The sequence below is a fragment of the bacterium SCSIO 12844 genome, assembly GCA_024397935.1.
Lineage (GTDB): Bacteria > Pseudomonadota > Gammaproteobacteria > Francisellales > Francisellaceae > M0027.
Genome location: CP073743.1, coordinates 193,001 through 210,687 on the forward strand (window position 1 = coordinate 193,001; position 17,687 = coordinate 210,687).

General features: G+C 32.6%; 22 protein-coding genes. 18 read left to right on the forward strand and 4 right to left on the reverse strand.

From position 1 onward, the window contains the following. The first annotated feature begins 147 nt into the window (after positions 1-147). Positions 148-1,563, forward strand: coding sequence for a TrkH family potassium uptake protein (locus KFE69_00875; protein UTW43935.1), 1,416 nt, complete (start codon positions 148-150; stop codon positions 1,561-1,563). A 7-nt stretch (positions 1,564-1,570) separates the two neighbouring features. Here the strand turns inward: KFE69_00875 and KFE69_00880 are convergent, their stop codons facing one another. Then, positions 1,571-2,344: an AMP nucleosidase gene (locus KFE69_00880; GenBank protein ID UTW42732.1), complete on the reverse strand. Its 774-nt coding sequence runs from the start codon at positions 2,342-2,344 to the stop codon at positions 1,571-1,573. Between the two features lie 166 nt (positions 2,345-2,510). On the opposite strand from KFE69_00880, the gene KFE69_00885 reads away from it, so the two are divergent. The 5 genes from KFE69_00885 (at position 2,511) to KFE69_00905 (ending at position 7,077) form a co-directional block, all read left to right on the forward strand. Further along, entirely contained in the window at positions 2,511-3,083 is a 573-nt protein-coding gene (locus tag KFE69_00885) for an outer membrane beta-barrel protein (protein ID UTW42733.1), read from the forward strand. Between the two features lie 55 nt (positions 3,084-3,138). Continuing rightward, positions 3,139-4,146, forward strand: a complete 1,008-nt coding sequence (locus tag KFE69_00890) for an NAD-dependent epimerase (protein UTW42734.1) — start codon at positions 3,139-3,141, stop codon at positions 4,144-4,146. Positions 4,147-4,185: 39 nt separating this feature from the next. After that, positions 4,186-5,607 (forward strand): asparagine--tRNA ligase, encoded by a 1,422-nt coding sequence (gene asnS / locus KFE69_00895; GenBank protein ID UTW42735.1) that lies wholly within the window; start codon positions 4,186-4,188, stop codon positions 5,605-5,607. Positions 5,608-5,662: 55 nt separating this feature from the next. Further along, positions 5,663-6,646: a malate dehydrogenase gene (locus KFE69_00900; protein ID UTW42736.1), complete on the forward strand. Its 984-nt coding sequence runs from the start codon at positions 5,663-5,665 to the stop codon at positions 6,644-6,646. A 110-nt stretch (positions 6,647-6,756) separates the two neighbouring features. Continuing rightward, on the forward strand, positions 6,757-7,077 hold the full coding sequence (locus KFE69_00905) for a TRL-like family protein (GenBank protein ID UTW42737.1): 321 nt from the start codon (positions 6,757-6,759) through the stop codon (positions 7,075-7,077). A 4-nt stretch (positions 7,078-7,081) separates the two neighbouring features. On the opposite strand, the gene KFE69_00910 is transcribed toward KFE69_00905, so the two are convergent. Then, positions 7,082-7,900, reverse strand: a complete 819-nt coding sequence (locus tag KFE69_00910; GenBank protein ID UTW42738.1) for a hypothetical protein — start codon at positions 7,898-7,900, stop codon at positions 7,082-7,084. A 233-nt stretch (positions 7,901-8,133) separates the two neighbouring features. Between KFE69_00910 and KFE69_00915 the strand changes: the two genes are divergently transcribed. Continuing rightward, complete coding sequence (locus KFE69_00915; GenBank protein UTW42739.1) at positions 8,134-8,826, forward strand: sigma-70 region 4 domain-containing protein; 693 nt, start codon at positions 8,134-8,136, stop codon at positions 8,824-8,826. On the opposite strand, the gene KFE69_00920 is transcribed toward KFE69_00915, so the two are convergent. Beyond that, positions 8,823-9,941, reverse strand: a complete 1,119-nt coding sequence (locus tag KFE69_00920) for an SAM-dependent methyltransferase (protein ID UTW42740.1) — start codon at positions 9,939-9,941, stop codon at positions 8,823-8,825. The two genes, KFE69_00915 and KFE69_00920, sit on opposite strands and share 4 nt — an antisense overlap. 14 nt (positions 9,942-9,955) lie before the next feature. After that, the gene (locus KFE69_00925; protein ID UTW42741.1) at positions 9,956-10,366 is read right to left on the reverse strand and encodes a hypothetical protein; all 411 of its coding nucleotides are present in this window, start codon (positions 10,364-10,366) and stop codon (positions 9,956-9,958) included. Positions 10,367-10,570: 204 nt separating this feature from the next. On the opposite strand from KFE69_00925, the gene KFE69_00930 reads away from it, so the two are divergent. The 11 genes from KFE69_00930 to KFE69_00980 are packed head-to-tail and all read left to right on the forward strand — an operon-like array spanning position 10,571 to position 17,684. Next, positions 10,571-11,290: a beta-ketoacyl synthase chain length factor gene (locus KFE69_00930; GenBank protein ID UTW42742.1), complete on the forward strand. Its 720-nt coding sequence runs from the start codon at positions 10,571-10,573 to the stop codon at positions 11,288-11,290. Then, positions 11,290-12,063 (forward strand): 1-acyl-sn-glycerol-3-phosphate acyltransferase, encoded by a 774-nt coding sequence (locus tag KFE69_00935; protein UTW42743.1) that lies wholly within the window; start codon positions 11,290-11,292, stop codon positions 12,061-12,063. The genes KFE69_00930 and KFE69_00935 overlap by 1 nt, the downstream gene beginning before the upstream one ends. Continuing rightward, positions 12,056-12,331 (forward strand): acyl carrier protein, encoded by a 276-nt coding sequence (locus tag KFE69_00940; protein UTW42744.1) that lies wholly within the window; start codon positions 12,056-12,058, stop codon positions 12,329-12,331. Before KFE69_00935 ends, KFE69_00940 begins: the two co-directional genes overlap by 8 nt. Next, positions 12,331-12,588 (forward strand): acyl carrier protein, encoded by a 258-nt coding sequence (locus KFE69_00945; GenBank protein UTW42745.1) that lies wholly within the window; start codon positions 12,331-12,333, stop codon positions 12,586-12,588. The genes KFE69_00940 and KFE69_00945 overlap by 1 nt, the downstream gene beginning before the upstream one ends. 12 nt (positions 12,589-12,600) lie before the next feature. Continuing rightward, the gene (locus KFE69_00950) at positions 12,601-13,182 is read left to right on the forward strand and encodes a hypothetical protein (GenBank protein UTW42746.1); all 582 of its coding nucleotides are present in this window, start codon (positions 12,601-12,603) and stop codon (positions 13,180-13,182) included. 11 nt (positions 13,183-13,193) lie between these two features. Then, positions 13,194-14,546 (forward strand): acyl-CoA synthetase, encoded by a 1,353-nt coding sequence (locus KFE69_00955; GenBank protein ID UTW42747.1) that lies wholly within the window; start codon positions 13,194-13,196, stop codon positions 14,544-14,546. Then, positions 14,546-14,947 carry a hypothetical protein gene (locus KFE69_00960; protein ID UTW42748.1) on the forward strand — a complete coding sequence of 134 codons (402 nt, stop codon included), beginning with the start codon at positions 14,546-14,548 and terminating at the stop codon, positions 14,945-14,947. Before KFE69_00955 ends, KFE69_00960 begins: the two co-directional genes overlap by 1 nt. Then, positions 14,944-15,681: a glycosyltransferase family 2 protein gene (locus tag KFE69_00965; protein ID UTW42749.1), complete on the forward strand. Its 738-nt coding sequence runs from the start codon at positions 14,944-14,946 to the stop codon at positions 15,679-15,681. Before KFE69_00960 ends, KFE69_00965 begins: the two co-directional genes overlap by 4 nt. 47 nt (positions 15,682-15,728) lie before the next feature. Continuing rightward, entirely contained in the window at positions 15,729-16,595 is an 867-nt protein-coding gene (locus KFE69_00970) for an acyltransferase (GenBank protein ID UTW42750.1), read from the forward strand. A 13-nt stretch (positions 16,596-16,608) separates the two neighbouring features. Continuing rightward, on the forward strand, positions 16,609-17,052 hold the full coding sequence (locus KFE69_00975) for an acyl-CoA thioesterase (GenBank protein UTW42751.1): 444 nt from the start codon (positions 16,609-16,611) through the stop codon (positions 17,050-17,052). Continuing rightward, a complete protein-coding gene (locus tag KFE69_00980) occupies positions 17,052-17,684 on the forward strand; it encodes an outer membrane lipoprotein carrier protein LolA (GenBank protein UTW42752.1) in 633 nt (210 codons plus the stop codon). Before KFE69_00975 ends, KFE69_00980 begins: the two co-directional genes overlap by 1 nt. The last annotated feature ends 3 nt before the right edge of the window (positions 17,685-17,687 follow it).

A 17,687-nucleotide genomic window follows, 5' to 3' on the forward strand; every position in this document is an offset into this window, starting at 1 on the left:
TAATCTCTTTTTATTTAAGTTGAAACTTTATATAAATGCTGTTTCAGATTATACTCCACAAAGAGAGTAAAATCACGACTCTAATAATAAAAGGATACGATATTAATGAAATTTAAAGCCACCGGCAAAGTGCTTGGTGTATTATTAATGTTTTATAGCTTGACTTTGCTATCACCGATTATGGTTGATTATATTTATAAAGAAAATAATGCCAGAGCCTTTATTTTAGGTTTTGCCATTACGTTTATTGTTGGCTTAGTTTTATGGCTTTTAACGTATAAATCAAAAAAAGAGTTAAGCCCAAAAGATGGTTTTATTGTCGTGTTTTTGATTTGGTTAGTATTAGGCTTATTTGGTGCAATTCCTTATATGTTATCAAAAGGCTTACATTTAACATTAAGCGATGCTGTGTTTGAGTCAATGTCGGGTATTACAACGACAGGTGCAACGTTAATTAATCACTTAGATGGCTTACCAAAAAGTATTTTGTATTATCGCCAACAAGCACAGTTTTTTGGTGGTATGGGTATTATCGTTTTAGCCGTTGCAATTTTGCCTTTAATTGGCGTTGGCGGTATGCAGCTTTATCGTGCTGAGATTAGCGGGCCATGGAAAGAGAATAAATTAACCCCAAGAATTATGGAGACAGCCAAAGCGTTGTGGGTTATTTATGTTGTATTAACAATCGCGTGTATTTTAAGTTATTATCTTGCTGGTATGAGCTTTTTTGATGCAATTTGTTATGCATTTTCAACCGTTGGTACAGGTGGTTTTGCCCCGCATGATAGTTCAATGGCTTATTTTAGTGATAAGCCACAAATTTATTTTATTGCGATGTTTTTTATGTTTGTTGGTGCTACAAGCTTTGCCTTACATTTTATTGTCGTTAGCCGTCGTAAAATTAAATACTATTGGCAAGATGTTGAATTTAGATTTTATGTTTATTATGTGCTATTTCTGGCTTTAATTGTCAGTCTAACATTAATTTTAAAACAATTTTATACGAGCTCACCAAAAGCTGTATTAGAGAGTTTTTTCCAAGTTGTTTCATTTGCTAGTAATACTGGCCTTACCTCAAATAGTGATTATGCATCATGGCCTGTATTTATACCAATTCTGTTAATGATTATTGGTTTAATTGGTGGTTGTGCAGGGTCAACCTCTGGTGGAATTAAGCTGATTAGAATGGTATTAATCAAGCAGCAGTTAATTCGTGAGATGAAGCGCTTGGTTCACCCTCAAGGTGTTTTTCCAATTAAGTTTGGTCAAAAGGCGATGTCTGAAGGAGCGATTAATAGTGTTTGGGCATTTATTGCCGGTTATTTTGCTATTATGACCGTTCTATGGCTTGTGCTTATGGCACTATCGATTGAGCCAATGGATGCACTAGCAGCCATTGCTGCCTGTATTTCAAATACAGGTGCCGGTATTGCAAGTATTAGCTCTAATTATGCTGATCTACCAGCAATGGCACACTGGGTATTGGCCATTGCCATGCTTGTTGGACGTTTGGAAGTTTTCACAGTATTAGTTTTATTAATGCCAACATTTTGGCGGCGTTAGTTTTTATTTAATATTGGAAATGTTTTAGGAACTCATCATTTTTACCAATTTTACTCATTGCTTCAATACCCAAATCAAGATGCAGATCAGTGTATTTATGATTGGCTTTATGATCAGAGCGACTTGTTTTAACACCTTCAGGTGTCATTGGTAAATCAGAAACAAGTAATAAAGCACCTCTTGGTATGCGATTGACATGGCCAACAACAAAAAGCGTTGCTGTTTCCATGTCAATACCAATAACAGATAATTTTTTGAGGTAATCTTTAAATTTATTATCCCATTCCCATACCCGCCGATTGGTTGTATAAATAACGCCTGTACGATATTCTAACTTTCGGTGATAAAGCTGTTCTGAAATAAACTTATGTAATTTAAATGAAGGCAGCGCTGGTACTTCTGGTAGCATATAATCATTACTCGTACCATCACCACGCACAGCAGCAATTGGTAGGATAAAGTGGCCAATTTCAGTTGATTTCTTAATGCCGCCACACTTACCTAATAAAAGGACAGCTTTTGGGTGAACAGCAGTTAATAAATCTAAAATAGTTGCTGTATTTGGTGAACCCATACCAAAGTTAATCATGGTAACACCATCTTTATTAGTCGTTGCCTGCATCGGTAAATTATCACCATAGATTTTAGAGTTAAAGCGTTCTGAAAATTGATTTAAATAAGATCTAAAATTGGTTAATAGGATGTAGTCACCAAACTGTTTTAGTGGCATGCCAGTATAGCGAGGTAGCCAGTCATTGGCAATTTGTAATTTGGTTTTCATTTGACAAATCCTTGTTTTAATAGTTGTGATTAATGAAAAGCCTTTAACTTTAAGTATACTATAAATTATCTTCTGGCAAGAAATCTTTGCTTATCTAAAGCGTTTTATGTGATAATTCCAAGCAGCTTAAAGATAGAATTTTATCTAAAAATAATGGAGAGTCATTTTGATTAGTATCAAGCGAATCATTTGTATTTGTATCACGCTTAGTTTTATTATCTTACCGTTGAAAAATGCCAGTGCGTTAATTTTTGGTGGTGGCCCTTATATAGATGTTAACGGTGGCTATGCTTTCTCTGATAGTTTAACGGTTCAAGATGCAGTTAATCAAAAAGATAATGGCTATGGTTTTAACATTAATGCTGGCTGGATGATTATTCCATTAGTTGGTATTGAAGCAGGCTTTACCCATTATCCAGATGTAAAATATCGTTATAACGGTAATGACCAAAGTGCATCACTTTATGGCTATGATTTAGCAGTTAAAGGTCAAGCACCATTAGCATTTGGGTTTTCTTTGATTGGTAAAGTAGGGATTGGACGCTTGAATCAGTCTAGCTTTGACTTTACAGGTAATAGCATTGCAAGCCAAAAGGGAAATAATTTATTTTGGGCTGTTGGTTTAAAATATGAGTTAGTTTATGGTTTTTATTCACAATTGATGTACCAAGTTAATCAAGGTAGTAGTAATATCCCAACCAGCTCCATGTTAACTTTAGGAATTGGCTATCAACTATAAAGCATCATTTCAATATTTATTTTAAGAATACGGATTAAAATAAGGCAAAATTTATATGAATATATTAGTAACCGGCTGTTGTGGATTTATTGGTTTTCACTTGACTAAAAAGCGACTTCAACAGGGTGACCATGTTGTGGGACTAGATAATTTAAATGATTATTATGATGTGTCATTAAAGCAAGCACGCTTTGATATTTTGCAACAATATGAAAATTTTAGTTTTGAAAAGATTAATGTAGAAGATCGTGATGCAATGGCTGATTTGTTTAATCGTTATGATTTTAATCGAGTTTGTCATTTAGCAGCACAGGCAGGTGTTCGTTATTCAATTGAAAATCCAATGAGCTATATCGATTCAAACGTTAATGGCTTTATTACGATTTTAGAAGGTTGTCGTCATAAGAAAATTGAACACTTGGTTTATGCTTCAACCAGTTCAGTTTATGGTGCAAATACTAATCAACCATTTACTGAGAAAAAAGGTGTTGACCATCCACTTGCTTTATATGCAGCAACTAAGCGTGCTAATGAATTAATGGCACATAGCTATGCAAGTTTATATCAATTACCATCAACTGGGTTACGCTTTTTTACGGTCTATGGGCCATGGGGGCGTCCTGATATGGCATTATTTTTATTTACTAAAAATATTTTAGAAGATAAACCCATTGATGTGTTTAATTATGGTAAAATGGTCAGAGATTTTACGTATGTTGATGATATAGTTGAGGGTGTCTCTCGTGCGATTGATCAAGTAGCGACAGCTGATACAAGTTGGGATAGTGATCATCCAAATCCTGCCACAAGCTATGCTCCTTATCGCATTTATAATATTGGCAATAATAAGCCAACTAAGCTTATGGATTATATTAATGCAGTTGAAGTGGCATTAGATAAAAAAGCCCAATTAAACTTAATGCCAATGCAAGATGGTGATGTGCCGTCAACTTGTGCAGATGTAAGTCTATTAGAAGCAAATTTAGCTTATCGACCTCAGATGGGTGTTCAAGAAGGTGTTAGGCGATTTGTTAACTGGTATCGTGAATTTTATCAAGTATAAGCATATGATGCTGAAGCAGTAACGACAGTAGGACAAAATATGACAGAGACAATAGATAAGTTATCCATTTATTCTGTAAAGCAATTATTAAATGATAAAGATTTAGTTGGTCATACAGTGACAGTTAGAGGTTGGGTAAGAACAAGACGCGACTCAAAAGCAGGTATTTCATTTGTTAGTGTCCATGATGGTTCATGCTTTGACCCAATTCAAGCGGTTGTATCGAACACATTAGAAAATTATACGACAGATGTTTTAAAATTAACTAAAGACTGTGCAGTTGAGGTTACGGGTGAATTAATTCAGTCACAAGGTGGTGGTCAAGCTGTCGAGATTCAAGCTGATAGAGTGAAAGTATATGGTTGGATCGATAATCCTGAGACTTATCCAGTTTCACCCAAACGTCATACGGTTGAACATTTGCGTCAAAATGCGCATTTACGTGTACGTACAAATTTAATTGGCGCTGTTGCCAGAATGCGTCATACCTTAGCGCAAGCTGTACACCGATTCTTAGCAGAAGAAGGTTTTTATTGGGTGAATACACCGATTATTACAACCAATGACTGTGAAGGCGCAGGTGAGATGTTTCGCATCTCAACATTAGATTTAGAAAATTTACCACATAATGACCAACAAAAAATTGATTATAGTGAAGATTTTTTTGGTCGTGAAGTAAGTTTAACTGTCTCTGGACAGCTAAATGTAGAAAGTTATTGCCTTGGTTTATCTAAAGTCTATACCTTTGGGCCAACATTTAGAGCAGAAAATTCAAATACCTCACGTCACTTGGCTGAGTTTTGGATGATTGAGCCTGAAGTTGCTTTTGCCAATTTAGATGATATAGCGAACTTATCTGAAAAAATGCTTAAATATGTCATTCGTTGTGCATTAGAAGAGCGTTCAGATGATCTGAAATTTTTTAATCAATGGGTAGATAAAGGATTAATTGAGCGTTTAGAATCAGTCGTTAACCAAGACTTCGTTAAAATGGAATATACACAAGCGATAGAGATATTAAAAGAGTCATCTGAGGCATTTGAATACCCTGTTAGTTGGGGTTTGGATTTACAATCTGAGCATGAACGTTATTTATGTGAAAAATATGCAAAGTCACCGGTTATTTTAATGAATTATCCAAAAGATATTAAAGCATTTTACATGCGGGTGAATGAAGATAATAAAACGGTTGCTGCAATGGATGTATTAGTGCCTGGTATAGGTGAACTCATTGGTGGCAGTCAGCGTGAAGAGCGATTAATAGAACTTGATCAGCGTTTAGATGAGATGCAAATTGAAAAGGATGCACTTTGGTGGTACCGTGATTTAAGACGCTATGGTACTGTACCACACAGTGGATTTGGCCTTGGTTTTGAGCGTTTATTAAGTTATATCACATCGGTTAATAATATCCGTGATGTTATACCATTTCCTAGAACGCCAGGTAATGCAGAATTTTAATGATTAAATGTTAAAACAAAATCAAATTATCAAATTATCAAATGGGAGAAATAGAATGAATCGAGTCAAAGTCGTTGTTACTGGAGCTGCTGGTAATATTGGTTATGCCTTATTATTTAGAATTGCATCAGGTCAAATGTTTGGTAGTGATACTGAAGTAGATTTAAGTTTATTAGAGATAGAGCCAGCTATGGGTGCATTAAAAGGTGTTACCATGGAGCTTGAAGACTGTGCTTTTCCGTTATTAAAAAGTATCCAGTGTTCATTTGATGCAAAAGAAGCCGTTAAAGATGCCAATTGGGTATTATTAGTTGGTGCAGTTCCTCGTAAAGCTGGGATGGAACGATCTGATCTTCTACAGGTTAATGGTGGTATCTTCAAACCAATGGGGCAAGCAATTAATGAGTATGCAGCAAGTGATGTTCGTATCTTAGCCGTTGGTAATCCATGTAATACCAATGCATTAATTACAATGGCGAATGCGCCGGATGTGCCAAGAAATCGTTTCTTTGCTATGACAGCATTAGATGAAAATCGTGCCAAAGCACAGTTAGCACAAAAAGCCAATGTTGATGTAACAAGCGTTACTGAAATGGTTATTTGGGGTAATCACTCAGCTACTCAATATCCAGATTTTTATAATGCAAAAATCAATGGTCAAAGTGCAGATAGCGTCATTAATGATGAAGCTTGGCTTAAAGATGTCTTTATTGAGACTGTTCAAAAGCGAGGCGCAGCCATTATTCAAGCACGTGGTGCATCTTCAGCCGCATCGGCAGCATCAGCTGTGGTTAATACAGTTTATAACTTGATTTTTGATACTAAAGCGAATGATACTTTTTCAGTTGCACTTTGTTCAGACGGGCAATATGGTGTAGATAAAGGGTTAATTTTCTCAATGCCATGTCGTACTGTTAATGGTGTTTTAGAAGTTGCTAGTGGCTTTAATCAAAATGCCTTTGGTCAAGAAAAGGTTAATATTACTTTAGAAGAATTAAGACAAGAGCGTGATGCAGTCAAAGCATTAGGCTTAATCTAAGTAAATATTTTACAAATAAAATTATAATATCTATTGTTAAAAATACTTTTACACATCTAAGCTTAACGTAATATCAAAGGAATTAAAAATGTTAAACAAGGAGTGTGAAAATGATTAAAAAACTATTCTTATTAAGTGCTGTTTCTAGCACTGTATTACTATCTGGTTGTGCATCTTATTTACCGATGGGACAAATTTATACTGGGGTTCATGGCGCACCAGTGTCAGGACAAATCAATCCAAATGTAGCACCAGCTAAAGAAGGTAAGGCATGTTCAATTTCTATTCTTGGCTTAGTAGCAGTCGGTGACATGACCGTTGATAGCGCTGCTAAAGAAGGTGGTATTAGCCAAGTTGCATCAGTTGGCTATACATCACAGAATATTCTCGGTGTTTATGGTAAATATTGCACCATTGTTCATGGTTCATAATAATTTAGTAATCATTAACTGGACTTGAGTCATCATCACTGCCACTATTTTTTATAATCCACGGGCATGCAGGATCATTTGATTGGCCATGTAGACAAACAAATGTCAGTTTTTGATTATATTTTACATAGCCAATAGAGCTAGGGCACTGAATCTCACCATTATTAATTGAACAACGATTGGTAGTTGAAGTAAAGTAAACAGCATATTTACCATTACTTAGATTGACTTCTTGAGCGTCAGTTATGCAGTTTTTCTTGATAAGATCACCTGCTATAGTCTCAGCATAGGGATCACCAAGCCCATAAGATGAAAGGCCGGTTATAATCGATGGGTCAATGCCAATGGTGACATTAATATTAAAATCACTACCGCTGTTATACTCTGTATTTAAACAATTAGAATCATTACAAGTGGCACTTAGCATGCTCATTCCATGTTGACTATCGCCAGATTGTGTTGACATTTCAGTATGCCAACCATGCTGCCAGCTGCCATCATGATTCCATTTAATAATCATTGAATGATTACAAGATCCAGTTGTAGCTATTTTAAGCTGAAATCTTTTATTTTTATTATAACAGTGTAATCCTGAATTTTTATCGGCAAAAGCGAAAGATTTTGTCTGATTAGGATCAATGGTAAAAGAATGCATGCCACTATCTGCGCCACTATTAATACAATTATCATAATCATGGGAAATCGTAATACTCTGCTTAAGGTAATTGGTTATATACATTGTATAATTAGATTGGGCATAAAGTGTATTGATAAACAATAAACTAAACATGGTACATAATATAGCTTTAATTATTTTAGTCATTTTTTGCAACCTATATATTTTTTAGTTTTAATTTGTTATTGCTAAATTAGATAATATAGACAAGTTTAATAATCAGATATTATCTTGGTCTGTATTTAACAGAATAATGGCATAAAGCACAATCTATCAAAATTTGATAGATAGCAATCAAAGTTGCAATTTATATCTGATTATTTTTTATTGATTTTAGTTATATGTTATTATAGAATTGCCAATTAAGATAAGGGGTCACTATGATAAATGAACTACTTAAACCAACTGAAATGTATGCATTTATATTAAATGAAGTCAATGAGTTATTAATCAAGTATAACTTGCGCTTAAGTCATATCAATATGCGCTCTGGAGAATATAGTGTGCCTTTTGGTGATCGTATATCCAAACAGTTGGAAATACAGCATAATAATAGAGTAATGTGTGTTAGAGATTACTTTGACAATAAGATTGTATTTGTATTTGAACTTTTAGATGAACAATATAATATATCATTAAGTAGAAATTTTACCTATATATCAAATATGATTATGGTGATCATTGACTATATTTTGGGTCGATATAGTAGTAGTTTTAAAAAAATGGATCAATATTTTGTTGATTTATCATCACTTAAGCCACGAATAAATGAAAGTAATTGTTTAGATGCAAATAGTATATGTGATCTTTTTAATCATTTACATGATGATGATTTAGCAATCTTACCAAAACAACAAAGCCAGGTCGCTTGGTTAACATATCTCGGGCATTCGATTCAACAAATTGCCAATGAAATGGATATTTCTGAACCAACAGTGATTTGTTATTTAAATATAATTAAGAAAAAGCTAAAGACACATTCAAAAAAAGGTATTATTAATTGGATTAGAAAGCGACCCTTTATATTAGGTGATGAATATGCTCAGCAATTTAATGGATTTATTGCAAGCTAATTATGCTGTGACTTCTTCTTACAGATTAATAACGTGTGTCCAGGCCCAATTGCATCTTCATCATAATCAATATAAAGGCCAACTTTATGAATAATATTAATTAAATCTTTTGAATGATACATGCGACTATTGCCATTAGCTAAAGCGGTAAAATAAATTGAAGTACAATTTATTGCAAATGCTGCAGGTTCAAAAATTTGTCTATCCCAAAATAATTCTAATATGCCAAGCTTTGTATTTTCAGTCATAATTTCAACAATTTTTGTGAGGATTATTTTAATTTCTTCAAGTGAAAAACAGTCTAAAAATTGGCTCATCCAGATTAAGTCAAATGCGTAATTAAAAGGTAGTTTCACTTGTGGGCCTAGTAAGTTAACTGCAAAGCTTAAAAAACGTTTTTCAAATCCATGGCTTTTAATATTATTGTTGGCAACGACTAATTGTGCTTCTAAATCAGCAATTGTAACAATGACATCTTTATCATACTTAAGACATTCAATAGCCCATTTTCCGGTGTTTCCACCAACATCAAGTAAAGTCTTTGGTTTATTATTGGTTTTAAAGATCATTGGCAATAATGCTTTAAATGATTTATCAGAATAATAATGATCAAAATTAAACCAGCTCTTTTGTGCTTTTTCTGGCAATTTTGTTAATAATGGATAAATGCTAGATGCAGTTTCATCAAAAACTTTTAAGCCTTTAGCTTTCCCTGTTTTAATCGATTCAGTTAAGTGAAATAGGCCTTCATAACAAAGATATTGGTTAAAATCCAAATTCACTCGAACCATTTGATCAGATAATAACATCATACCAATTTTATCTAATATATAATGATTATTTTTTTCATCTAACCAAACAATATGCGCACTTAAAGCGGCATCTAATAATACACCCACACCATAATCACTTAATTTGAGTGATTTAGCAATTTCCTTAACTGATAAACCGACTTCACCTGCATCACTTAACTTTTGTAGAATACCAAGTTCAACTAATGCAATACTTACCTGGAATATCATCGGTGAAAATGCGATTTTTAACGCTTCAAATTTAGCTTTATAAGCAGAAATATCATGTGGTTGATTATAGTATTGATTTTTTGTATTGGTCATTGAAAGAGAAGCCTTTACTCGTTCGTTGGTATTTGATTAAATTCTGATTGGATATCTTTATTTAAATTTCTTACCCAACGGTTATAGTTATAATGGATCATATTACCATCAGCATCCAAATTTTTACTCGAAGCATAAATTAATGAGTATTGTTTAGTTGAATATGGAATATCAACTACTGCAACATGGCTGTGTGATGTATAAGTTGCTTGTAACTTATTTGAATTAACTTCTGTTACTACCCATTTGCGTTTCTCAGCACCTTGAGTAATTGCTTGTTTAACTTGGGCCATACTTAATTCAACAGGTATATTCTGCTGGTTGTAGTTGGTTATTGGTTGTATGCGTGAGCAGGCAGTTAATAAGATGCCAGCAATTAAAATAATACTTAACTGAAAGACTTTTTGTTTGAATAGTCCTTGCATGATCATGAATCCTTCTCGATTTAAAGCGATTAGTAGGCCATAGAATAAAACAAAATTTAATCTACGTCTCTAGTTTCGTATTTATTTATTGCTATTTTTCGAAAATCTGCTGTAATAGCGATGCATAAGCTTAAGGAATAAGTTGTATATTTAATGCTAAATTAGTTTGCGTTTTTTGATAAGTTTAAATAGTAGTTGTGTTATATGTTTAAAAGTAAGTTACAAGTTGTTGATAGTCTTTTGCTTATGCCTGATGACTTGCATCAGCATCAAACAATTATTCCAGCACAATATAGAAGACGCTTAAGCCATGTTAGTAAATTAGCTTTAACTGCGGCATTGATGATAACGGATAAAAATATAAATCAAACGATTGAAACAATCGATTATATTGCCTTTGGTTCTCAACATGGTGAATTAGATAATACGGTCAATGTACTAAACTCAATTAGCGATCAAGAAACACTAAGCCCAATGAAATTTTCTTTAGCTGTACATAATGCTACAGCTGGTTTATATACAATTATTAAAAAATTAAATAGGCCAGTGACTTCAATTGCAGCAGGGGTAGATACATTTTTGATGACTGTCTTAGATGCAATGAGTTTTTTAAATCAACATAAAAATAAAACTGCCTTAGTTGTTATCTTTGACCAACGATTAGCAGAATGTTATCAAAACTTAAATATAGCTTATGATTGTGCATATGCTATGACATTACTACTTAAATATTCAGAGAGAGATGAAGCAAATTTAGGAGTGGATATAGCTTCATGTGAAATTGCTCAAAACGATATGAATGCAAACAAAGTAGATGTAGTGCCTGCAATAGAATTTTTTAAGTGGTATCGTAGTGGTTTGGTTAGTCAAGTGTTAGAGCAGTATAGTTTAACTCAAAAGTTTATATGGCAGTTGTGTGTCTAATGAAATATATAAATTATATTTGGCGTTTATTTGCAACTGCATTTGCATTTGGTGTATTTGGTATCGGTGCATTAGTTTTAGCATATTTAACGATCCCTTTGATTATTATATGCTCGCCTAAAAATAAAAGAAAATATAAAGTCCAACATGCAATTTCAGTTAATTTTCGTTTATTTGTTTTATTAATGCAAACACTAGGATTAGCAAAATTTAGTTTTGAAAGTAAAGAGAAATTATTATCAGATCAATCAACATTATTCATTGCCAATCATCCATCATTAATTGATTATGTTGTCATTACATCTGAATTAAGTAGTTGTGATAATATTGTTAAATCAGAGCTTTGGAATAATTTTTTTGTCAAACGAGTTATTCAGGCAGCAGGTTATATCGCGAATGAACAAAATGAAGATACTTTTAATAATTTGCGTTTGAGCTTGGCTTATGGCAATAACGTATTATTATTTCCTGAAGGTACTCGTAGTGTTGTCAATCAGCCAATTCAGTTAAAGCGAGGCGCCGCCCAAATTGCGATTCGCTTAGATGTGCCAATTCGTTTAATTTATATTACCTGTCAACCAAGAACACTAACAAAAGAGCTTAAGTGGTACCAAATTCCGGATAGATGTGTAAACTTTAAAGTAGTTGTTGGTGAAAAAATTAACCCACAAACATTTTTAAATGATGCTAATCAGCTGCCGTCATTAGCAGCACGGCGCTTAACAAGGTATTTAGAAGAAAAATTAACAGAAGGTAGTTTAAGCAATGAGTGAATTTGAAGATGAAATTAAACAGATGGTTATTGATGTATTAAACCTTGAAGATTTAACACCTGAGGATATTCAAGCAGATCAACCATTATTTGGTGATGATGATAATGGTTTGGGTCTTGATTCTATCGATGCTTTAGAATTAGGTGTTGCCATTAAAAAACGCTATAATATAACGATAGATTCAGATAATGAAGCAACGAAAAAGCACTTTGAAAATATACATAATTTAGCTGTGTTTATTTTAAATAATAAAGCGGAAGTAAAATAATGATTTATACTCAAGAGCAGATTTTTAACGAACTAAAAAAAATGTTTGAAAAGCTCTTTGAAATAGAGCCAGAAGATGTAACATTAGAATCACGTTTATATGAAGATTTAGACTTAGATTCAATTGATGCAGTAGATTTAATTGTTCAATTGCAAGAAGTAACAAAAAGAAAGTTTAACCCTGAAGAATTCAAATCAGTTAGAACGGTTGCAGATGTAGTTAGTGTAATTGAGCAGGTTTTATCAGAAGATGCTTAAGAATCAAAATAAATGAAACAATTAATCCGATTGATTATAGGCTTATTATTAATAGCTTATCCTTTTATTATTTATTTTGGCTTAAGCTTATTTACATTGCGTTATTTAATTATCATTCTTGGATTTATTTTTGTATTAAGATTATTTTTAATGAATTGGCTTAATCAAAAAGCACAATTTACATTATCTAGTATGATGATTATTCTTATGGTTGTTAGTGGCTTAATGCTATGTTTATTTGCTTTGATTTTTGATAGTCATTACTGGATTTTATTATATCCATTTTTTGTTAATGTTTTATTATTTTTGATTTTTTTGTATTCTTTTATTTTTCCACCGACGATGATTGAACGTTTTGCCTCTGTCATTGATAAACAGCCATTTCCAAAAGAAGCGATTACTTATATGCGCAAGGTAACTTTAGTATGGATGGTCTTTTTCATTATCAATGGTTTGATAGCGATAGTTACAGCACTATTTACCTCAATGAAAATTTGGACATTATATAATGGCCTGATAGCTTATATTTTAATTGGCTTAATTTTTATTGTTGAATATATGATTCGTTTAAACGTAAAACGAAAGTTAAGCTAAGTGAAATTTTAATGGCTCGAGATAAAACATGTAATTTAATGACGCTATTAAAAACAATGTATCTTAAGCAGCGTAATTTATTTATCGTCGATGATCAATTGATTCAAGCCAATGAGTTTTTAACAGCGGTTATGATAAGAAAAGAGCAATTACTTACTCAAAAGCAAGTGTATTGGGCGATTTGCTCTCAAGAGTCATTATATTTTGTCATTGATTTATTTAGTGTGTTATTGGCTAAGAAAATACCAGTACTATTACCGAATGCTCTAACTGGTACGCTGTCAGATTTAAGTGAGCATTATGATGGTATCTTAAGTGATAAGGATCATGAACAAAGTGCAGATAATCAACAATTAATTCTAAACGATAAAAAACTGAATATCGATCAGTTAACATTAGATGCTAAACAGACGATGATTTTATTTACCTCAGGTTCAAGTGGTAAGCCTAAAAAAATTATACGTACATTGGCTAATATGAATGAAGAGTTAAATGCGATTGAAAAAGCATTCGGTTGTCTTGTTATTGATTGTGTTTTTTATAGCAGTGTTTTACCACAACATTTGTATGGATTAACATTTTATATTCTATGGCCTTTGATAACAGGTCGCTTAATTGCAACAAAGCGAATTAATTATCCAGAGCAGCTAGATCCTTACCTTGATAAAAAAACTGTTTTTATCTCATCACCTGGCTTATTATCTAGGATGACGGCATCAGTTAATCTATTAGAGAAGTTAGTTATATTATCTTCAGGGGGGGCTTTAGCTTATCCAGATGCCCAAATGATTAAAAAATTAATGGGTATTGATGTTATTGAGATTTTTGGCAGTAGTGAAACAGGGGCAATTGCTTATCGATGCCAATTAAAAAATCCTCTATGGCAAGTATTTAAAGATGTTAAAATTAGTCAAGATCAACAAGGTGCTTTACTTGTTGAGTCGCCATTTTTTATGCAGTATAAAAATGATGCCTTTGTTATGAATGATCAGGTTAAACTAGTTGATCAGAATTATTTTCAACTATTAGGTAGGTTAGATAGAATTGTTAAAGTTGAAAGTAAACGTCTGTCTTTAGATGCAATGGAGCAAAAGCTTAAGTTATCTGAGTTAGTGGCAGATTGTTATTGTTTGATTTTAGAGTCATATAGACAATTTACTGCTGTTGTAATTGTCTTATCTAACGTAGGTAAATTAAAATTAGAAGCGAATGGCAAACGTGCTATTAATGATCAGCTAAAACAATATTTGAGTAATTATTTTGATGCAGTTTTAATTCCAAAAAAATTTCGTTATGTTAAAAAGATACCAATTAACAGTCAAAGTAAGATATTGCTAAATGAAATTAAGCAGTTATTTGATTGATGAAAAAAGGCATTTATATGGATGATAAAAACAAAGCACTTGATATGAAAGTGCTAAAAAAGTTTGAGCTTATAGTTTGTCAAACTCAAAAATCGGACTATGTATTAATAGATTTTTATATACCTGAGAACCTGGTATATTTTAAAGGACATTTTGACAGTTGCCCAATTTTACCTGGTGTTGCGCAACTAGATTTAGCAATCCATTATGCATGTGAGTATTTTGGTTTGCAACGAGCAGATATATCAGCAGTTGATGCGATGAAATTTATGAAAGTGATTAAACCTAAAACGCATATCACACTTGAATTAATGATTAAAAATGAGATGCTCATCTTTAAATATTTAAAAGATAATGTGGCTTATTCATCAGGCAAAATCCGGCTTCAGAGGGATTTATGAGCTATAAGCTTTGCATAGTGGTTCCAAATTATAATCACAGTAATCGTTTGATGAGTTTATTTGATGCATTAAGCCAATATAATTTGCCTTGCATTTTAGTTGATGATGGTAGTAATTTCATAACTAAAAAAATCATTCAGCAAGTATTACAAAGGCATCATTTTATTGAGCTAGTTACCTTGGCTGATAATTCTGGTAAGGGTGTTGCTGTGTGTGTAGGATTTAAACGTGCATTTGAACGAGGGTTTTCTCATGCATTGCAAATTGATGCTGATTATCAGCATAATGTAGAGGATATTAGATCCTTTATAAATTTAAGTAACCAACATCCAAATACTTTAATCTCAGGTTATCCTATTTATGATCAAAGTGCGCCTAAAAGTAGAGTCTATGGTAGAAAAATAACGAACTTTTGGGTAGCAATAGAGACATTAAGTTTAGATATTGTTGAAAGTATGTGTGGCTTTCGTATCTACCCATTAAAAGAGACGATGGTCTTATTATCAAATATTACATTACCTCAAAGAATGGCATTTGATATTGCGGTTATTGTAAGACTTTATTGGCAAGATGTGCCAGTTAAATTTATCCCAACAAAGGTGATTTACCCTACAGATGGTAGTTCACATTTTAAAGTTTTAAAAGATAATATCAAAATTTCATTAACGCATAGCCGGTTATTTTTTGCTATGCTCATACGATTACCGAAATTATTATTAAGGAAGTTCAAGTAGTGACTCCTCATTGGTCGCAGATTAAGGAAAAAGGCAGTTTTTTTGGGTTGAAAATACTGCTTTTTTCTTATCGTTTGTTAGGGTTTTATCTAACTTATACTTTAATGCTACCTGTCATGGTTTACTATTATGCATTGGCAAAAAATGCAAGAGATGCTTCTGGCAAATATTTAGCCTATTTAACAGCAAATAATCAACGTAGACTCAGCTGCTTTAAACATTTTTTAAGTTTTGGAGGGCATTTAATTGATAAATTTGCTGTCTGGTCAGGTAAAATCAAAGTTGATCAAGTGGATTTTGCAAATGCAAATGTCTTTTTAGAGCAGCTAAAAGCTAAAAAAGGTGGCATCATATTAACGGCACACTTAGGTAATATTGAAATTGCAAGAGCATTAAGTGGTATTGCATCCGGTGCTAAAATTAATGCATTGGTATTTAGCCAACATGCGTTGAAATTTAACCAAGTGCTACAGTCAATTAATACAGCTTTTGATCTTAATTTAATTCACTTACAATCAACAGATATTAAATTAGCAATTGAGTTAAAAGAAAAAATAGATCAAGGCGAATTTATTGTCATTGCTGCAGATCGAACCTCCATTAGTGATGCAACTCGTTCAGTTGAGGCTTGTTTTTTAGATCATAAAGCTTACTTTCCAGAAGGTGCGTTTATTTTGGCACATTTATTAAAAGCGCCTACCTATATGATGCTTTGTTTGAAAAAGCCCAATCGAAATTTTGAAATTATTTATGAAAAGTTCGCCGAAACAGTCGACTTATCACGAAAAAATAGAGCAGACAATTTAAAAATTTATGCGCAAAAGTATAGTGACTTTCTGATGAAATACTGTGATAAATATCCTTATCAGTGGTTTAATTTTTATGATTTTTGGGCAAAACCTAAGCGTAAGTAAAAGGTAAGGTGTTATGATAAATAAATCTAAGCGTAATGCAGTACTTTCTGAAACAACAGAATTAGAAGTTCCTTTTTTTGATGTTGATTCTATGCGTATTGTTTGGCATGGTAATTATATTAAATATTTTGAGATTGCACGCTGTCGTCTTTTGGATAAATTGGGATATAATTATGTTGATATGGAAAATGAAGGCTTAATTTGGCCTGTGATTGATATTAGAGTGAAGTATATAAAGCCGATTTACTTTAAGCAGGTCATTTTGATTGATGCATTTATTGTTGAATATGAAAATAGATTAAAAATTCAGTATATTATTTATGATAAACAAACAGGTGATAAATTGACGAAAGCCTATAGTATCCAAATCGCTGTCAATGGTGACACTTCAGAGATGTATTATCAATCACCACAGCATATTATTGATAAATTTACTCAGTTAAAAGGATCGGCTTAATGAAGCATGTATATGTTATTTTAAATTATTTTGTATCAAAACTATATTTGATTATGATGGGCTTATGTTTGTTACTAAATATAGGCTATTCAACAGATATTAATCATTTAAGTGAAAATGAATTAAAAGTATTTAATACAGTAAAAACAACATTGGCGAATCAAAAGAAAGTCACTGGTGATTTTAAACAGATACGTAAAATTGCTTTATTATCAAAGCCTTTAATATCAAGCGGCCAGTTTGAGTTATCGAAAACCAACGGCCTTAAGTGGTATCAGCTAAAACCTTTTCAATCAACATTAATCGTAACTGATACTAGAATTAGCCAAACGATTGCGGATAATCCACCGACAGTTATTGATAAGAAAGATCAACCAATCGTTTTTGCATTTACGCATATTTTTCTGTCATTATTTCAAGGAGATATTGAATTAGTTAAATCTTACTTTAAAATTGATTTTCAAGGTAAAAGTGATAATTGGCAAGTTAAGTTAGTACCGATTGCTTCACCACTGGATAAGGCGATAGAAAGTATTACTGTTACAGGCGGCAACTATGTATCATTTATTGAGGTCAATCAGCCTCAAGGAGACCAGATGAAAATTTATTTCTCAAATATTAAAGAAAAGTAGCTT